The organism is Candidatus Nitrospira bockiana (assembly GCF_965152565.1).
The window spans coordinates 2,584,181-2,602,393 of sequence record NZ_OZ224215.1; the positions used below are offsets into that span (position 1 = coordinate 2,584,181).

13 protein-coding genes and 2 pseudogenes are annotated in these 18,213 nt (G+C 60.2%); 9 read left to right on the forward strand and 6 right to left on the reverse strand.

Annotated features, from left to right (window positions below):
* Positions 1-19: 19 nt before the first annotated feature.
* Positions 20-628 carry a hypothetical protein gene (locus tag ACWHYV_RS12720; protein ID WP_447976866.1) on the reverse strand — a complete coding sequence of 203 codons (609 nt, stop codon included), beginning with the start codon at positions 626-628 and terminating at the stop codon, positions 20-22.
* A gap of 170 nt (positions 629-798) precedes the next feature.
* Between ACWHYV_RS12720 and ACWHYV_RS12725 the strand changes: the two genes are divergently transcribed.
* From ACWHYV_RS12725 to ACWHYV_RS12750, 6 genes and pseudogenes are all read left to right on the forward strand, one after another.
* The gene (locus ACWHYV_RS12725) at positions 799-2,025 is read left to right on the forward strand and encodes a glycosyl transferase (protein ID WP_447976867.1); all 1,227 of its coding nucleotides are present in this window, start codon (positions 799-801) and stop codon (positions 2,023-2,025) included.
* Between the two features lie 629 nt (positions 2,026-2,654).
* The gene (locus ACWHYV_RS12730) at positions 2,655-8,240 is read left to right on the forward strand and encodes a SpvB/TcaC N-terminal domain-containing protein (RefSeq protein ID WP_447976868.1); all 5,586 of its coding nucleotides are present in this window, start codon (positions 2,655-2,657) and stop codon (positions 8,238-8,240) included.
* Positions 8,241-8,285: 45 nt separating this feature from the next.
* Positions 8,286-9,573: pseudogene (locus ACWHYV_RS12735) on the forward strand (IS256 family transposase).
* A gap of 27 nt (positions 9,574-9,600) precedes the next feature.
* Positions 9,601-10,560, forward strand: a complete 960-nt coding sequence (locus tag ACWHYV_RS12740) for an RHS repeat-associated core domain-containing protein (RefSeq protein ID WP_447980722.1) — start codon at positions 9,601-9,603, stop codon at positions 10,558-10,560.
* 7 nt (positions 10,561-10,567) lie between these two features.
* Positions 10,568-10,972, forward strand: coding sequence for a hypothetical protein (locus ACWHYV_RS12745; protein WP_447976869.1), 405 nt, complete (start codon positions 10,568-10,570; stop codon positions 10,970-10,972).
* A gap of 222 nt (positions 10,973-11,194) precedes the next feature.
* Complete coding sequence (locus ACWHYV_RS12750; RefSeq protein ID WP_447976870.1) at positions 11,195-12,229, forward strand: IS481 family transposase; 1,035 nt, start codon at positions 11,195-11,197, stop codon at positions 12,227-12,229.
* 378 nt (positions 12,230-12,607) lie between these two features.
* Here ACWHYV_RS12750 and ACWHYV_RS12755 read toward each other — a convergent pair.
* Positions 12,608-12,899 (reverse strand): annotated as a pseudogene (locus tag ACWHYV_RS12755) (transposase); the annotation flags it as partial.
* 21 nt (positions 12,900-12,920) lie between these two features.
* Here ACWHYV_RS12755 and ACWHYV_RS12760 point away from each other — a divergent pair.
* Positions 12,921-13,307, forward strand: a complete 387-nt coding sequence (locus tag ACWHYV_RS12760; RefSeq protein ID WP_447976871.1) for a transposase — start codon at positions 12,921-12,923, stop codon at positions 13,305-13,307.
* 48 nt (positions 13,308-13,355) lie between these two features.
* Here ACWHYV_RS12760 and ACWHYV_RS12765 read toward each other — a convergent pair whose 3' ends face one another.
* Positions 13,356-14,117, reverse strand: a complete 762-nt coding sequence (locus tag ACWHYV_RS12765) for an SDR family NAD(P)-dependent oxidoreductase (RefSeq protein ID WP_447980723.1) — start codon at positions 14,115-14,117, stop codon at positions 13,356-13,358.
* Positions 14,118-14,874: 757 nt separating this feature from the next.
* Between ACWHYV_RS12765 and ACWHYV_RS12770 the strand changes: the two genes are divergently transcribed.
* Positions 14,875-15,135, forward strand: coding sequence for an RNA-binding protein (locus ACWHYV_RS12770; protein ID WP_447976872.1), 261 nt, complete (start codon positions 14,875-14,877; stop codon positions 15,133-15,135).
* Positions 15,136-15,520: 385 nt separating this feature from the next.
* On the opposite strand, the gene ACWHYV_RS12775 is transcribed toward ACWHYV_RS12770, so the two are convergent.
* Both ACWHYV_RS12775 and ACWHYV_RS12780 read right to left on the reverse strand, forming a co-directional pair.
* Positions 15,521-15,988 (reverse strand): response regulator, encoded by a 468-nt coding sequence (locus tag ACWHYV_RS12775; RefSeq protein WP_447976873.1) that lies wholly within the window; start codon positions 15,986-15,988, stop codon positions 15,521-15,523.
* A 29-nt stretch (positions 15,989-16,017) separates the two neighbouring features.
* Positions 16,018-16,494 carry a response regulator gene (locus tag ACWHYV_RS12780; protein WP_447976874.1) on the reverse strand — a complete coding sequence of 159 codons (477 nt, stop codon included), beginning with the start codon at positions 16,492-16,494 and terminating at the stop codon, positions 16,018-16,020.
* Between the two features lie 466 nt (positions 16,495-16,960).
* On the opposite strand from ACWHYV_RS12780, the gene ACWHYV_RS12785 reads away from it, so the two are divergent.
* The gene (locus ACWHYV_RS12785; RefSeq protein ID WP_447976875.1) at positions 16,961-17,359 is read left to right on the forward strand and encodes a hypothetical protein; all 399 of its coding nucleotides are present in this window, start codon (positions 16,961-16,963) and stop codon (positions 17,357-17,359) included.
* Between the two features lie 53 nt (positions 17,360-17,412).
* Here the strand turns inward: ACWHYV_RS12785 and ACWHYV_RS12790 are convergent, their stop codons facing one another.
* Entirely contained in the window at positions 17,413-18,114 is a 702-nt protein-coding gene (locus ACWHYV_RS12790) for a hypothetical protein (RefSeq protein WP_447976876.1), read from the reverse strand.
* Positions 18,115-18,213 lie beyond the last annotated feature (99 nt).

Below are 18,213 nucleotides of genomic sequence, written 5' to 3' on the forward strand. Positions count from 1 at the left end.
TCAGCGCTGATCACTCTCTTCACGGTGGTTCGATCAAATCGGTCGTGTAGAAGGTGATCAGGAACAAGATCGTGTATTGGTTGTAGTAGGCCGAGCCGATGTGCCAAGGGGTGGACCGTACGAAGCGTCCGGTGGCTTGCTCGTACAGGTCGATCCAAAACCGCATGTGCGAGTGCTGGATCTGTCGTTTATACAAGGTCAGCTCCGGGAGGGCGAACGGGATGAGGACGCTTTGGACCGCCGGCATCCCGAAGAAGGTTTCGCCTTGGACGGTGCCGAGCGCTTGGATCATGATCCGGCCGAGATAGGTCGCCTCGTCCGGGCGTGACCGGACGCGGAAGCCGAGCTCGCCCAGCCGGCCGGCGACGGCTTCCCGGACGAACGTCAGGTCGGCGGAGGCCACGGTGACCGGCGGGACGGCGAAGCCGGCGACCTCCAGGGCGACCGATGAGTCTTCGGGGAGCGGGAGCGTCAGATCGGTGAGGCTGCGTTCCACGGCAGAGCTGAGCAAGAGTTGCTCGGTGGCCGAGCGCACGGTCTGCGTGGGGGTCTGCGTAAAGGCGCAGCCGGAGACGAGGAGCATCAGGACGAGGATGACGAAGGTGACCTGAGGGATGACCCTGCTCATGACTTACGGCTATTCTAAAAGACCGTTGACCGCTGCAACGCCGGTGTAGTACTTACAGCTATCCCCTCAGTTGCATTCCTCGGAGAGGTCAGGCACCCTGGGCGGAATATCCAGCGCGGCGCCGCCGAGTACGCGCGCACGGCAGCGCTAACCTAGTCCTCGTCACGACCATGGCCGATTTTTACCAAACCGGATCGATCGCCACCCTGCACCGGCTGGGACAAGACAATCTCGAGCAACTGGAGCAGCAGTTGCTCGAATATGCGGACAACGTTCCCGTCGCGCTCGTCTTGCCGTGCCTGTATTCGGAGCTGCAAGGGCCGGCGCTCGGCGGCATCGTCGAGCACCTCAAGCAGGTCAAGTACGTCCGCGAGATCGTCATCGCGCTCGGCACCGCGTCGGCCTTGGAGTTTCGGCGGGCCAAAGAGTACTTCAAGGTGCTGCCGCAACAGGTCCGTCTCATCTGGATCGACAGCCCGCGCATCCAGGAGCTGCTCAAGCTCCTGGTCACGCACGAGATCGACATCGGCCTCCCGGGCAAGGGGCAGTCCTGCTGGATCGCCTTCGGGTACGTCCTGGCACGCCGGCAAAGCAAAGTCATCGCGCTCCATGACTGCGATATCCTGAGCTATGACCGGAGCTATGTGGCCCGGCTCTGCTACCCGGTCGTCCACCCCAATCTGGGGTACGAGTTCTGTAAAGGGTACTATGCGCGCGTCACCGACCACTTCGGCGGCCGCGTCACCCGCCTCTTCATCACGCCCCTGATCCGCAGCTTGGAGCGCCTGGTCGGTCACCACCCCATGCTGACCTTCTTCGACAGCTTCCGCTATCCGCTCGCGGGTGAGTTTGCGATGGTCAGCGACCTGGCCTGGACGAACCGGATTCCCGGCGATTGGGGGCTGGAGGTCGGCGTGCTCGCGGAGGTGTACCGGAATTGCGCGTTGCGCCGGGTCTGCCAGTCGGATTTGACGGACAGCTACGAGCACAAGCACCAAACGCTGTCGGCGGATGACCCCAACGGCGGTCTGCACAAGATGTGCGTGGACATCGCCAAATCCATGTTCAGGAACCTGGCGGGCGAAGGCGTCGTGCTGTCCGAGGGGCTGCTCAAGACGTTGCGGGCGACCTACCTCCAGATCGCCCAGGAGGCCATCAAGAAATACGAGGACGACGCGGCCATCAACAGCCTGCGCTTCGACCGGCATCAGGAGCGCATGGCGGTGGAAGTGTTCCTCAAGGGCATCGGGCTGGCGACCGAGGTCTTCCTCAAGGACCCGCTGGGGATCCCGATGATCTCGAACTGGAGCCGCGTCACGGCCGCGGTTCCCGACATCTTCGAGCGCCTCCTCACCGCAGTGGAAGCCGACCTCGAGTGGAACCCAAAGGCGGACTGAGCTCCGCCTCCCCACCCGCTCCGCGAACACTGCCATCCTCCGCCAGGTTGTGCCGGCATTAACAAGCAATTCAAGAGGCGAGCTCAGAAGGGGCGGCAGCCGGAGCCTCCGCTTGGCGGATCAACTTGCTGTGTCCTGCGCCGGCGCGACCCCAGCGTCAAACAGGATCAGCCAGCGATGCCGGCGCCCGCTCCGGGTAGCAACCATCTTATGCCGCCGAGGCTCTGATCACGCCCCAAGCCGACCCCACCCCACCCGCGCTGATTGATCGCTTTACCGCTCGTAGCCTTCCCAGTTCATCAACCATTAGCGAGCGCCGATCGCTCTCGCGGTTGGCTCGTCCTCTGCTGAAGTATTCAGCGTGCTGCATGACAACCTCTGCTCACTTCCCATAGCGCGTCTCTATGCACTCACTCGCGCGTAGAGTCCTTTGGTGGTGTTCAAGTAGAGCCAAACGGTCTGTGGGAAGGAGGCAAAATATTCTCATCAAATTCTTCCCGGAAGCAGTGGCACGGTTAGCGGCGCTTTGGCCTCATAGCTTCCTTGACATCTGCAGACCGACTGCTACCGTCTAATTAGACTTCCTACTTACTACCGACAGGATTTCAGTGAGCGCTGCTAGGGTTCGGATGGCGGTGCACCGCAACAAACAGGAAGAGGAGCGGCCAATGCGCCTATCCATATCGCATTTCTGCCTGCTGAGCAGTTTACTGCTCTGCTTGGCTATATCCGTTAATGTAAGCGCGAAGGAAATGGACGAGGACATGTCGCTGGTTCCGGTCGGGGGCGAAGCCATGGTGGATCCGTTCACCGGCTCGCTGAGCACGACGATTCCGATCGAAGTGCCGCCCGGGCGCCATGGGATGCAACCGAACCTGGCGCTCACCTATTGGAGCGGTGGTGGGAACAGCTGGGTTGGGATGGGTTGGAAACTGGAGGTCGGTGCCATCGAACGACAAACGCGCTTTGGCGTGAACTATAGCGGCGATGATTACACATTTCGGCTCTCGGGCAATACCGGGGACCTCGTCTCGATCGGCAGCGGCGAATATCGCGTCAAGATCGAAGACGGCTTCAGCCGCATTCGGAAGCTTACCGCCGCCGACGGTAAGCCCTATTGGGAGATCACCGAGAAGAATGGCACCCGCTTCTTGTTCGGCCAAAGCGCCGCCTCGCGCATGGCCGATCCAGCCGATGCGAATAAGATCTTCAAGTGGTGTCTCGACTGGGTCGTGGATACGCACGGCAACTACATGAAGGTGGTGTACTGGGGTGACCAAGGACAAGGGTACCTTGATCGGATCGAGTACACCGGCTATACGACCAACGGGCTGGAGAGCGGCTCTACGATCGCCCCGAGCAACGCGATCAGATTTTATCGCGAGACGCGTTCAGATGTCGCAGACATGTACACGACCAACTATCGAGTGCGAACAGCCTATAGACTGCGGACTATCGGATTATTTGCGGGTAGCAACCTCATGAAGGCCTATGGCCTCTCCTACAATACTGGCCAAAGCACTTTGCGGTCGAGACTGGCTAGTGTGACTCAATTTGGCAAGGACGCCTCGATTGATACGAATGGAACAATTACAGGTCCGACGGCGCTTCCACCAATCATATTAACCACCTCCTCCACATCGAACACGTTTGATTGGAGCAGCTGGTCGACGGACCATCCGATCGACACCAGTAGCCGGATGCGAGTCGGGGACTTCAGCGGGGACGGGAAGAGCGACGTGATGTTTCACTGGTCGGATGGGAACGCCTGGGTGGGGCTGTCCACGGGCAGTAGCTTCACCTGGAGCAGCTGGTCGACGGACCATCCGATCGACACCAGTAGCCGGATGCGAGTCGGGGACTTCAACGGGGACGGGAAGAGCGACGTGATGTTTCACTGGTCGGATGGGAATGCCTGGGTGGGGCTGTCCACGGGCAGTAGCTTCAGCTGGAGTAGTTGGTCGACCAACCACCAGGTCGATACGAGCGATTCGATGCGAGTGGGGGACTTCAACGGGGACGGCAAGAGCGATGTGATGTTTCACTGGTCGGATGGGAACGCCTGGGTGGGACTATCTACGGGCAATAGCTTCACCTGGAGCAGTTGGTCGACCAAACACCAGGTCGACACGAGCGGCCGGATACGAGTGGGGGACTTCAACGGGGACGGGAAGACCGATGCCATGTTTCACTGGTCGGATGGGAACAGTTGGGTTGCAGTGTCTGACCCAGCATCAATGATTCCGGACCTACTTGCGACTCTTGAAAATGGCCTGACCGGCTCGTCGGTTATCTCGTATGTGGCTACCACCAGCTTCACGAACACGCTCTTGCCATTTTCCGCACCAGCCGTGGGCTTGCTTAGCAAGACCGATGGAAACGGCAACACTACCACTATCGCGCACACCTATTCTGGGGGCTTCTATCATCTCGCCGAGCGGGATTTTCGAGGGTTCAACTATGCGAGGGTGACGGGACCAGCAGGGCCCAATGGTGAGCAAGCCATCACAGAGACATGGTTCCACCAGGGCAATGACACGGCGGTGGATGTTAATACGCCAAACGTGACGAATGGGTACATGAAGGGCAAGCCGTATCGTGTGAAGGTGACCAACGCGGCCGGGCAGGTCTTCACCGAGACTACGACGACCTATGCGGCCGATGCCGACGGCGCCGCGCCGTTCTTCACCCCTGTGTCCCAAGTCGACACCTCTGTGTGCGACGGCACGGCCTGTAGCAAGCAGACCCGCACCGCGTATAGCTATGACGCCTATGGGAACGTGACGCGCGAGGATCAGTACGGCGATCTCGCCGTGACGACGGATGACCGCACGGTCACACGCACCTTCGCTCCCAACACGACGGACTGGCTCGTGGGATTGCCCGCGACGGAAATCACCTACCAGGGAATCGGCACCACGACCAAGCGTGCCGAGACCGTCTTCTATTACGATGGCGTGACGGACTGCGCGACCCCGGCATCGAGCCAAACGCCCACCAAGGGGAATATTACGCGGATAGTCCGCTGGCTGGCCGGCGGCACAAACCCGGAAATCCGGATGGGCTATGACAGCTATGGCAATCAGCTCTGCCTGCGCGATGCGAACGGGAACGGCACGGGCATGGCATACGATCCCACGCACACCTTCCGGCTGGTCACCCAAAACGCGCTCGGGCAGCAGACCGTCACCCGGTATTACGGCGTCGATGGCGAGCCAACCGACAAGGGCCTCTATGGCCAGGTGAAACTCGTCCAGGACCCCAATGGGGCGATCGAGTACCTGGAATATGACGCGCTCGGCCGCAGGACCCTAGTGCAGCATTCAGTTGGGTTCTGGACCACCTTCACCTACAACAATCTGGGGACGGTGGGCGCGCAACACGTCCGCACCGACAACTCCGTCGGCCTCTCCACCTGGTCGTATTTTGATGGCTTTGGGCGGACGACGAAGATCAAGCGGACCGGGCCGGATGCCAAGGTGATTGTCACCGACACGCAGTATGACGTACGAGGCGAAGTGTGGAAAACTTCGCTCCCCTATTTTGAGGGCATCGGTTCCCCGCTCTGGCGTACCTTTGCCTATGATCCGCTCGGCCGCCTCACGAAGGTGACCCAGCCGGATAGCACCCGCGTGCTGAGCTGTACCGACGACTGGGTCACGACGACCGTGGACGCGAATAACCACATCAAGCGCAAGACGCACGATGCTGCCGGTCGTGTGGTGACGGTGAAGGAATTTACCGGCACTTCGACGGCGACGGCCTGCCCGGTTACCGAGGGGACTCTGTATGCCGCCACGACGTATGAATACGACGTACTCGGAAACCTGCGGTTTGTGATCGATACCAAGGGAAACCGGACCGAGATGCAGTACGATACGCTGAGCCGCAAGAAAGCCATGGAAGATCCTGATATGGGCACCTGGATGTATCAATACGATGCTGCGGGCAATCTGACTCGGCAGACCGACGCGAAAGGGCAGAACCTCTACTTCCAGTACGATGCACTGAATCGGAGACGGCAGAAGGACTATGGCACACAAAAAGCGCTGGGGAGCGGCGACGTCATCTATACCTATGACGGTAACGTCGCAAACCGCCAAGGGCGCCTCGCATCCGTGGCCGACAGCTCGGGCACTGCCACCTACTTCTATGATGCTGCCGGCCGGCTGACGCGCACGGATAAAACAATCGGTACTGCGACATTTATCACCCAGACCGCCTATGATGGGCTCGGCCGGGTAACCGCCGTGGCGTACCCCGACGGCACGGCCGTGCAATACGAGTACAACGGACCTATGCTGCAGCGTGTCTACGAGGGGTCCCTCGCATACGTACAATATGGTGCCTATGATGCACTCGGCCAACCGGGTACGGCGACCTTCGGCAATGGTGTAGAGACGGCTTATACCTACTCCCATGGTGGCAATCCGACTTGCTCCCAACCGACGTTCCGGCTCTGTACGCTGCTGACGACCAGGAACTCGGCGACGCTACAGAATACTCATTATGTGTATGACGGCGCGGGGAATGTCACGGCCGTCAATGACACGATAAATGGAAATCAAACATTCGCCTATGACGAGCTGAATCGGCAGATTGCGGCCACTGGACCTTACGGGACCTTGATGAGCAGCTACAACGAAATCGGGAATCTGATGTTCAACACCCAGATGGGTATGTATGCCTATCCGACCGCTAGCGGCGTTAGGCCTCATGCCGTCACGTCCGCGGGCAGCAACAGCTATGCCTATGACAATAACGGGAACCTGACCGCCGTGACACCGTACAATTCTCCCACCGTGATGACCTTTACCACTCCGGGCGTCGCGCAGTGGACTGTGCCAGGCACGGGGAACCTAGATCTGGAGATCACCGCGGTGGGCGCGGGTGCAGGGGGCGGAGGCTACTCGGCGGTCTCTGCACGCAACGGCGGGGCCGGCGGCAGTGGTGGTAAGGCGCTCTCACGTCGAACGGTCGCCGGGGGCTCCTTGCTCACGGTCACCGTCGCGGATGGTGGGGCAGGTGGTTCAGGACAGGATCCCGCAACAACAGTGACTTTTACGTCACCGGGAACGACACAATGGACCGTGCCCGGAACCGGGAATGTGGAGCTAGAGATGACCACAGACGGGGGCGGGGGTGGCGGGGGCGGGCAGATGCGAGTCCGCCTGAGCAGTTGTCAATTACAGACTCTAAGGAGTGGCGGCACCGGAGGAGCAGGCGGCCGAGCGATGACGCGGCGAGTGGTGCCGGCCGGGACCGTGTTGGACATCCAGGTAGCACAAGGAGGAGCGGCCGGGCTTGCAGGGGCTAATCAGTGTGAGGCTGCGCCGACGAACGGGCAAAGCGGAACGTCCTCCTGGGTGAAGCAGGGCGGCACCATACTTGCCCAGGGTGAGGGCGGTACTTTTGGAAGCGCCGGCACGGTGAGTAGTGACGGAGTCAACGGATCACCCGGTAGCGGGAACGGTGATACGGTGACGGCCGGCGGCGGGAGCGCCGGAGGAGACCAGAATACCGCGGGAAGTTCTGGTCGCGTGACGATTCGGTATAGCGTGTCGAATCCGGGTGCGGCCGGGGGAGTAACCAAGGTGGAGCAAGCTGGAGTGCTGTTGGCGCAAGGAAATGGTGGGCAGCCTGGACAGTCCGGCGCGGATGGCGGCGGAGCCGGGGCGGCAGGCGGCGGAAACGCCGACACGGTGTTCGTTGGCAGCGGTGCGCCTGGTGGCATGGGTGGAACGACCGATCCCAACCAGAACGGGAGCGGAGGAGGGACTGGGTGGGTCGAGATCCGCTACAGCCAGGCGGGTTCGAGCCCGAGCCAGATGATCTCGTATGATTATGAAAACCGGCCGGCGAGTATTACCAGCGGGAGCACGACGACGACGGTTGTCTACGATGGTGATGGTGGGCGGGTTAACAAGACCATCGGCACGACCACAACGATCTACATCGGCAAGCTGTTTGAGTGCGAAAACGGCCAGTGCATCAAATATGTCTTTGCCGGTGACCGTCGGATTGCCATGAAACAAGTCCCAAGCGAACAGGTAAGTTACTACCATTCCGATCACCTCGGCTCCACAAGTGTGGTCACGAACGCCAGCGGCACCGTGGAGCAGACTCTCGCCTATTATCCCTACGGCGGCACGCGGACGAGCTATAGTCGGAAGTTGTGGAACGGGGTGAGAGAGGTGGCGTACCTTTCCGGGTGAACACGAACCCACACACCGGCTGGCAGGCCGGGGAAAGGCACGCCGATGATGACGATAGTCCGAACGACCACGGGAGCACAAGAGCAGGAGCCGGAGGTGGCCACGGCGCTGGATGCCTTGGCCCGCGAGGGCGCCCGCCGCATGATCCTGGCGGCGTTGGAAGTCGAAGTGGAGGAATACCGGCGGCAGCACCACGAGGCGCGCGACAGCCGCGGCCATGCGTTGGTGGTCCGCAATGGGCAGGCCCAGCCTCGGCGCGTGACGGTGGGCGCGGGGACGGTCACGATTCGAGCGCCGCGGGTGAATGATCAACGCGTGCTGCATGGGACCCGACAAAAGTTCACCAGTGCGATTCTCCCGCCGTACCTGCGTCGCTCGCCGCAGGTCAGCGCGGTCCTGCCGCTGCTCTATCTCCATGGGCTCTCCACCGGGGATTTCCGGGAGGCGCTTCCGGTGCTGCTCGGCGCCGATGCGGCGGGGCTCTCGCCCAGCGCGATCACACGCCTGACGGCGACCTGGCGGACCGACTATGACCAGTGGCGTGAGCGCCCCCTGGCGGATCGCGACTTCATCTATATCTGGGTAGACGGGGTGCATTTCACCATTCGGCTGGAAGATGATCGCTTGGCGGCCTTAGTCGTGGTGGGCGTCCGCCCCGATGGGACGAAAGAGGTGATCGCGATCGAGGACGGCTATCGCGAGAGCACCGAGGTTGGCTCACCGTGCTGCGAGACCTCAAACGCCGGGGATGCGGGCCCCCGCGTTGGCCATCGGGGACGGGGCACTGGGGTTCTGGGCCGCCGTGCGCGAGGTCTGGCCCGAGACACGGGAGCAGCGGTGCTGGGTCCATCGCATCGCCAATGTGTTGGACAAGCTCCCCACCCGGCTGCAGCCCCAGGCCAAGCGCGCCTTGCACGACATGATGTATGCGGACACCCGGGCCGCCTGCGAGCAGGCGATCGACCGGTTCGCCCAGGATTATGCGGCGAAGTATCCGAAAGCCGTGAACTCCCTGACCACCGATGTCGCTCGGCTCCTGACCCATTTCGAGTTCCCGGCGGCCCACTGGAAACATATTCGGACGACCAACCCGATTGAATCGACGTTCGCTACGGTGAAGCTCCGGACGCGTGTCACCAAGGGGGCTGGCTCGCGGACCGCGGGCCTGACAATGGCGTTCAAGCTGCTGGAGGCGGCGCAGCAATCGTGGCGCCGGCTCGATGCCCATGAGCTGCTGCCGTTGGTCCGGGCGGGGCGTGTGTTCAAGGATGGGCAGCAAGTCGAGCGAGAGGAAGAACAGTCAGAGAAGAACACAGGAAAGGTCGCCGCCTAATCACCTCAATCCACAACATTTGACAATATCTCCACGCGGACCAATACGGGCACTAGCGACACTCCTTACAAATTCACCGGCAAGGCTCTCGATGAGAGCGGCCTCTACTTCTACGAGGCCCGCTACTATGATCCGGTCTTAGCTCGCTTCATCTCCGCGGACACGATCGTGCCTGATCCCATGAATCCTCAGGATCTAAACCGCTACAGCTATGTGCGCAATAGCCCGCTGAACTATACCGATCCAACGGGGCACTGCAGTTCCTTGAGCAACGTGATGAGCGATCCGGCGGCATGCAGTCACTTGTTGTGGATTCGCTTATTCGGTAGCCTCGATCCGTTTATGCGATCGTTTGATTCCTCGGGCTCCACCAATGAAGCTATTAACGCTCCTGTCGTACCAGTTACCGCCCCTCCGCTACCCGTTATCTCCCCTCCACTACCGCCGCCTTCGCCGCCTCTGGATTATGTCTTCGGGCCTGGCCTCTCCTTTGGAGTGGGCGGGCCTTCCCGATTTATCGGCACGGTCCAAACCGGACTCGATGTCGCAAGCTTCATCCCGGTACTCAACACGCCGGCAGGGCTCGCGAATGCCGGCATCAGTGCATTCCGGGGGCATTATGGAGAGGCCGGGCTTTATGCCTTGACGGCGCTGCCGGTGTTGGGGACGATTGGTAAGGCCAGCCACAGTGCAGAAGGAGCCCTGCAACACCTGACGAATATCCTAAAGCCTGGTGGGAAGCTGATTGGTGAGGCTGGCACAACGCCAGGCATCAGAGTACTCGCAGGAGGGAAGAAGGCGGCCGAAGACCTAATTCTGGACCTAGGACAAGCAGGACGACTCGGTCGTGACATCAAAGAGGGCTTCCTGATACGTATTGATGAGTTAGGTACGCTAACCTATCGATATACCTCAGAGTCTGGCGGTCCAGCAATCGATGTGAATATTAGAGGACTAAGTGAGGTTTGGCGACTTCATTTTAAGTAGGTCTAGCATGGAAGCGTTAACACCCCTGCAGAGGAGTTTTTTACTCCTCTGTACGGACGACTATACGGGCCTGGAGAATGCCTTGCGAGATGTTCAAGAAGCTTATCCCTCGGCAGATTCGACACAAGCTCGTGCCCTGACGCTCAAGCTAATTAAAGAGTTGCTCCAAGCCGGATATATTCAAGCAGGGGACCTGCCGGGAGTAGGAGAACAGTGGAAACCCTGGGCTCTAAATGTGGATGAGATCGTCGAGCGGATCGATCGGGAATGGGAGAAATTAGGGAAGGAACGTGAAGATCTTGTCGACATTGTGTGGTTTGTGAGTACAGTGGAAGGAGACCGCGCACTCGCTGAGGACAAGGACCGGAACGTGTTGAACGAATCCGAGAACAATGGCTTCGATAAAGTATGAGAGGGATGAGGTGGCCATAGGCTGAACGGGCTGCTATGGATTCGTGTGGATGGCAGCAAAGGGGGTCACCTATGAAAAAGTTTGTCAAGTGGCCGCACCTTGCTCGTCGCGATTACGGGTCCCCGTGCGAGTCTCACGACACTCCGTGGACTAAGGTGCAGTAGCTAGAACTTGTTCTGACAGTCAAGTAGAGTCCTCGAGTCAAGGAAAGGAGCGAGGACCATGACGATGGAACAGAAGGTCATCAAGACCAAAGTGGGATTGTTGGAACTGGCCAAGCAGCTCGGGAACGTGTCCAAGGCGTGCAAGGTCATGGGCTATAGCCGAGATAGCTTTTATCGCTTCAAGGAGCTCTACGACCGTGGGGGTGAGGCCGCGCTACAGGAGATCTCGCGGCAGAAGCCGGTGCTGAAAAATCGCGTGCCGGCCGAGGTGGAACAGGCGATTGTGCAAATGGCCTTGGACCAGCCGGCCTGGGGGCAGCTACGAGTGGCCAATGAACTGCGGAAGCGTGCCCTCACAATCTCCCCGGCCGGAGTGCGCTGCATTTGGCTACGGCATGACTTGGAGACCATGCGCAAACGGCTGAAGGCACTGGAGGCGAAGGTGGCGCAAGAAGGCCTGATCCTCACCGACGCGCAACTCGCGGCGCTGGAGCGAGCGAAAGCGGACAAGGAAGCGCACGGGGAGTTTGAGAGTGAGTGCCCCGGCTACTGTGGCGCCCAAGATACCTTCTATGTTGGAACGTTAAAGGGCGTGGGCCGCATTTACCAGCAGACATTTATCGATACCTACAGCAAGGTCGGCTTCGCCAAGCTCTACGATCAGAAAACCCCGGTGGCCGCCGCCGATCTCCTCAACGATCGGGTCCTCCCGTTCTTTGAAGAGCAGGAGATTCCCCTCAACCGCGTGCTCACCGATCGGGGCACCGAGTATTGCGGCGCCCCCGATCGCCATGAATATGAACTGTACTTGGCGATTGAAAATATCGACCACACACGGACGAAGGCCACGCATCCCCAAACCAATGGCATCTGCGAGCGATTTCACAAAACGCTGCTCCACGAGTTCTATCAGGTGGCGTTCCGGAAGAAGATCTATCGGTCCTTGGCGGAGCTGCAAACCGATCTTGATGGCTGGCTGCACGAGTACAACAAGCAGCGACCGCATCAAGGACGCTGGTGCTACGGCAAAACACCCATGCAGACATTCATCGACAGCGTGCCGTTGGCGAAGGAGAAAATACTGGCAGCCTAACGTCGTGAGGACTCATTGTCTGTCAGATCAAATAGTGACCTATACAACTAAGGAATCAGTCACCTATACGTGCTCACTGGCACAAGATGAAATGGGACACCGGTCGCGCAATCAAGTCTCCGGGCCTGACTCGCCTGAAGAGGCGAGCCGGCCATGACCCCGGGGCGCTGGCCGGTGCTCCCCTTCGCTCACTCGATCGGACGAAATCCTTCCTGCTTCGTGAACATCGCGTAGATCGTCTTCAACATCGCCCGCGCCACCGCGACCCGCCCCACATTCGCGCCATGCTTTCGTGCAATGCGATGATACAGAGATCGAAACTGGGGTGCCCCATTGATCGCGCAGCGGCAGCAAGGGGGTCAGCAACTGTCTTGAAAATCAAGCCGACTGACCGGCTGCCACCCGCCACGGTGTTCCGCTCTTCAGCATCGCGTTGAGAATCGTGAGCAGCTTGCGCATGCACGCCGTGAGTGCCAATTTTTTGGCCTTCCCCGCCTGACGGAGTCGTTGATAGAATGCCCGAATCACCGGATTCTTGCGCGTGGTCAGCAAGGCTGCCATGTAGAGTGCCGCCCGCACATGGGCGCCCACCCCAGATGGCTCGCCGCCCTTTGAGTATGCCGCTGTCACGTGGGAACGGCGCGACGCCCGCTAAGGCCGCGACCTCTTGACATCAAACGGGGTCAGGGTCTTGACTAGCCAACTGGATTGCCTGCTCTGTTGGCATTATGGCGCGGCCGTTACGACTGGCGTTTACGGTGGTCTCTACCATGTCACTGCCCGGGGGAATGAGCGCAAGGTCATCGTGCGGGACAACCTGGATCGGGCCCGCTTTGTGGACACCCTCGCGATGATGGTGGACCAGTATCGGGTGCGTTGCCATGCCTGGGTGTTGATGGACAATCACTATCACCTCCTGCTGGAACCCCCCGCCCGACACTGGCGCACGCGCCTCACAGATTTGGTAGAGGTCAAAGTCCTGACCCCCTTTATGTTCCGCGCTGCCACTGCTTTGAAAAGACTTGATCCATTGCACTTTACTGTTTCTTCTCCGCACCTCTTGTCCCTGAAAGCCTGAGCCCGGCGACTTCCATCTCTGCCGCGCAAACGAATAGCGCCGTTGTCGCTATTGGGCGGTATAGCCGCCATCGATCACCAGTTCGCTTCCAGTGACGAATTTGGATTCATCCGAAGCCAGATACAAGATGCCGTAGGCGACATCGTCAGGCTCACCGATATGGCCCAAGGGCTGGAGCTTAGCGATGGCGTGCCGTCCTGCTTCGAGATCGCCTTGCGCCCGCAGATAGTTCTCCACCATAGGGGTCCAGATGAATCCGGGATGGACGGAGTTGACGCGGATATGGTGCTTCGCGTAGAGCAGGGCGTCGGTTTTCGACATCAAACGGACGGCCCCCTTCGACGCGTGGTACGGCGGCACATCCGCCGCGCTGATCAAACCATAAATCGAAGAGAGGTTGATGATGCTGCCACCGCCCGTCTTCATCATGGTCGGCACCGCATGTTTGGTACAGAAGAACACCCCTTTCACGTTGACGGCCATGACGCGGTCCCACTCGGCCTCGGTCACCTCATGGGTGGGCCTGTTCACCCCTGAAATCCCGGCGTTGTTGACGAGGATATCGATTCGTCCAAATGTGGCGACAATCTCGCTAAAGACCGTCTTGACTTGGCCTTCGTTCGACACATCGAGGTGCCAATAGCGCGCCGCGGCGCCGCCATGTTCCTTCACCACCTCCTGGCCCTCTTGGTCTAAGACATCGGTGACCGCGACCCTCGCGCCTTCCTTCGCCAACAGCATCGCCGTCGCCCGACCGATCCCCAGCGCTCCTCCCGTCACGATCGCTACCTTTCCGTCCACTCGTCCCATCATCACCTCCCTGCTGCCTTCATCTTCCAGCCGCACCGGTATCATCTGCTATCGGAGGCTAGAAAGACTACTCTCCCTGATCGTCCGATGTCTCGAGCTTCTCGTGCTCAATGGCATGATTTCCACTGAGGGAGAAATGAGAAGCGAATAGAAAGAATATGTCCAAATTCTTGGACATGTAGTAAATATCCCCACCCGATCAGAGCCAGCTGGCGCAGTTTGCCCCGGCTCATCCTGCCCGTCCCTGTCTCTTTCTCTTCGGATCGGGATGATTTCCCTGATCGCCGTGCATCCCTTCCTCAATCGCCATCTGGCACTGATCTTGAGAAAGGCGGGGCCGAGGCCGGTTCAAGGAGCCGCAATGAGCCGTTGGTGTGCATGGTGCGACTGCTATTTGGGCGAAATCGGAGCGGACGCAGGGGTGACGCACGGGATCTGTGATCGCTGTGCCGAGCAGCAATTCACCGCGATGCAGCCCGGCGCATCGCCAAGCCAAGGAGAAGCCGAATGTCAGGTGAAAGGGGGCGAAGTGCGATCAGCCATGCACTGTTAGTGGTCATTCCGGCGATCGCACCGGATTCCGAGCCGGTACCATCCTCCGGTGAGGACGACGTGATCAATCTTGGTTATGAAGCCTTTATCGGGCAACTCAGCAGAGCTGAGGAGCGGTCTTGATTCGGTCTTGATTCGTCTACGCCCTGATCTCGACGGGTCCCACATACCAGAACCGACAATAGCTTCAAGGAGAAGCAAGAAAATGCATCACTTGGTTGCACTTGATCTGTTGCCCTCATCGCTGACGGCTCAAGAATTGACGCGTCTCCTGTCCATGTTTCCCGGTATCGTTCGTGTTCAACTCGTCACGGACCGTGACGGGCAATCTCTCGGCACCTCGGTTGTTGAAGCGGTGGATTCGGCCCACCGAGAAGTGCTCATTCAAGCCTTAGACGGCTTAGAGGTCTTCGGGCAGACCATTCGTGCGAGTCGGCTGGATACGTTACAAGAAGCGGCAGCGTAAAGATTGAGACGCGCTTGGCTGATCGCTTCGGTCGCCGAGCGCGGATCGGAATGGGGTGCGAGGCATAATCGCAAACGAACAAGGCCGACGGTCTTACCTGTTGGACCACACTGGCAAAGAACCCCTCTCAGGCATGGAGAGAATCATGGGAACCTATTCGCGACGTCTGATCCTAGCGGCCAAGCGCCATGTTGCACTTTCAGCGCATCTTCGGCGCTTTCATACCCTTGACCATCACTCGAAGCGGTCGTGTCCGGGGTGCCATCTGGAACGGGCGATTCAGCGGCAATGACGAGCCGCGTCCTGCTGGGACACCTGCCGCGCGTCTTGATATCCCAGGTATGGTAGCGGCGAGGCCGTTCGGTTCTTCTCGCCCGGCACGCGCCTACTTGTGCGCGCCGGTATACCGGGATGAAGGTAGGCTCCAACCCTGCACGGGCTTTCGGCTGTGCGCGCCGCGCTCCCTGTACCCTGGACGGTGGACGACGGGCTCGATCGCGGCGACCACGAGGTTGCGCAGCTCGGAGAATTCGATCGGTTTCGGGACGAAAGCGAAGAGGTCCAAGACGCGAACCGCCTGCGAAAAGTCTTGGTCGGCTCCACTCATCAGGATGATGGGCACGTTCGGCTGCGTGGCCCGCATCTGCTCGATGAACTTGAGTCCGGTCGTCCCCGGCATGATGGCGTCGACGATCATCAGGTCGTATTGACAGGTGCGGGCTTGAATGACGGCGCTCGACGCCGAGTCCGCGGTATCGACCTCCAGCCCGAATTCCCGCAGCGCGAAGCGCAACCGTTGCGCCAGTGCGGTGAGGCCGTCTCGATCATCATCGACGATCAGGACACGCGGCATCGTTCTTCTCCTGGTTGACTTCTCCTGGTTCACGAGATCCGCCGGGAGCGCCCCGCTTCCTCGACCGCCTGGCGCAGTCGCCCATCGACCTCGCTCAACCGCGCACGGATCTGCTCCATGGCATAGGACATCCACCGGCTGTCTTCCCGGAGGATGCGTTCAGGTTTCCGGCGCAACTGCGCACGGAGGGCGGCGCGCTTCACAACCGAGTAGAAGACGTCCGGGTCTATGGGCTTGTGCAGGAACGCATAGGCGCCGGCTGCGGCCGCCTCCCGCTCGAGCGCAAGGTCGCCATACCCGCTCACCACGATCACCGGCGTGTCCGGCTTCGTCGCGGCGCACGCCTCGACGAGATCCATGCCATCGAGCCCGTTGAGGCGTAAGTCGGTGACGATGACGTCATAGTCGTTCCCAAGCATGAGGCGGAGCGCACGAATCGGATCCGTTGTCGTCTCGACGCGCAAGGCGTGATCACGGTATGAGAGGTAGTATTGCGTCGCCGCCAAGAACCCCTCATTGTCATCGACAAGCAATACGTGCGCCGGGTCACTCATACGGTGTATTGTATGGTTCCGAACATTTCGCTGAAAGTCGGCGAAAAGGCGTGCAGTCTTGAGAATTCGAATCCTGGGCTGTAGGGGAACGCGCCCTCTTGGCTGCCTTGCGTCCTACACTGCTGTTCTGGATGCTGTCTCGGCCGGCCACGCCGGTATGCGCGGGAACCGCGGGTTGACATCGGGCGACGCCCAAGCTCCTCTTTCAACGGAATCTGCCTCGTGAGGTCGTGGCCGTCTTGTACCGACTCACCGGGTCGCGTTCAGCCCGACGCGCTGCTCTTCACGTTCATCGTTCAGCACTCATCGCTCTCCTTCGTAGGCCTTGAGGTTCGGCCTCCGCGCATGTTCTTACGCCTGTTCAGCTTGTCGGATCTCGTCCTACAGCGTTCACATGCGAGTTATGGTATAAGCGGCTATGGCGATTGTGAGTGCAAGCATCGGTATCTTGATCGTGATGGCATTGCCTGCCATTGTCGTGGCGGAGGAGCAGGAGTTCGACGTGAGCCCGCCGCCGGCTCTCTCGTCGTCGCAGCAAATCACCGATGGACGCGCGGCGCTCCCCTCGTTGACGTGGGAGTCTTCCAGAACACTCTTCAGCGATCCACCGACCTTGTTGACCGACAAAGAAGGCCATAGCGCCATTGTTCCGTACGTCGGTCTGGGACTGAGCGGTGGGATGACTACCGGCGATGTCAACCACCAATTGCTCCGGAACGATCTCACCGGTCGAGCTGCTCCCTCGTTGTCCTTCTCCGACTTGAGTAAGGGCCTCATGCCGAACGAAGTGCAGATCGGGATTCGACTTCCCTTCTAGGCTCCTCCAGGCTCCTGCTTGCATCTCCCCTCCCGCCCGCTCGTTCTGTTTCTTCATCGACTTCGTTTCTTCACGGAAGCGTAGAGGCGGACGCCGTCAGGACTTCTGAAGGCATACGACAGCTTGCACCCTGTAAAAGACTTGAGCGGTCTGGTGGGGTGAAAGCTGGCCGCATTCGGTGTGGCCAGCTTGCGCCATTGAGGAGACGGTTTGAGGGGGCCGGGAAGAATCAGGGCCACATGCCCGGGACCGTCCGGAGGTGAGAGGACGGCCAGGGCGGCGTGACCGGAGTCGGCGCGGCGCTGGGCTTCCTTCAGCGCCCGTTGATCGCGGGCCTCTCCGAGCAAGACCCAGCCGCGGGCCCCCTGTGCGATCGACGCGGCCAGTTCTGAGGTCGTGGGTGGGTCGTGGTCGGGGGCGGCGATTTCGATCCCATAGACGTCTCGGATCGCCTGCGCGGTGAACCTTCTGCAGTCATTGCCCGTCCGCGCCTGTTCCCCATGGCACGACAGGAATCGCACGAAGACCCGCTCGACTTCTTTCTCCTCCTCGGATCGGCTTTCCACCGTGCCCTGCTCCGCGGTCATGCAGGGATGAAGCATCCGCGACTGTGACTGCGCCGCTTCCGGGCTGAGCCATTGCGCCGCCGCCAGCACGGCGAACGTGACGATGGAGAGCATCATGATGGAGAGGGCATGTCGCTTCAGGACCGGCCGCCCTTTCCGGATGGCGTCCACACGCGGAGTCGTGGTCATAAGAGTGGATCACAGGTGGATCCATGATGGCCGGACCAAGCGTCGCCGGAGGCTGCTCAGCTCGGTGAGGCCGAGAACGGAAGGGCCGGGGTGCTCCGG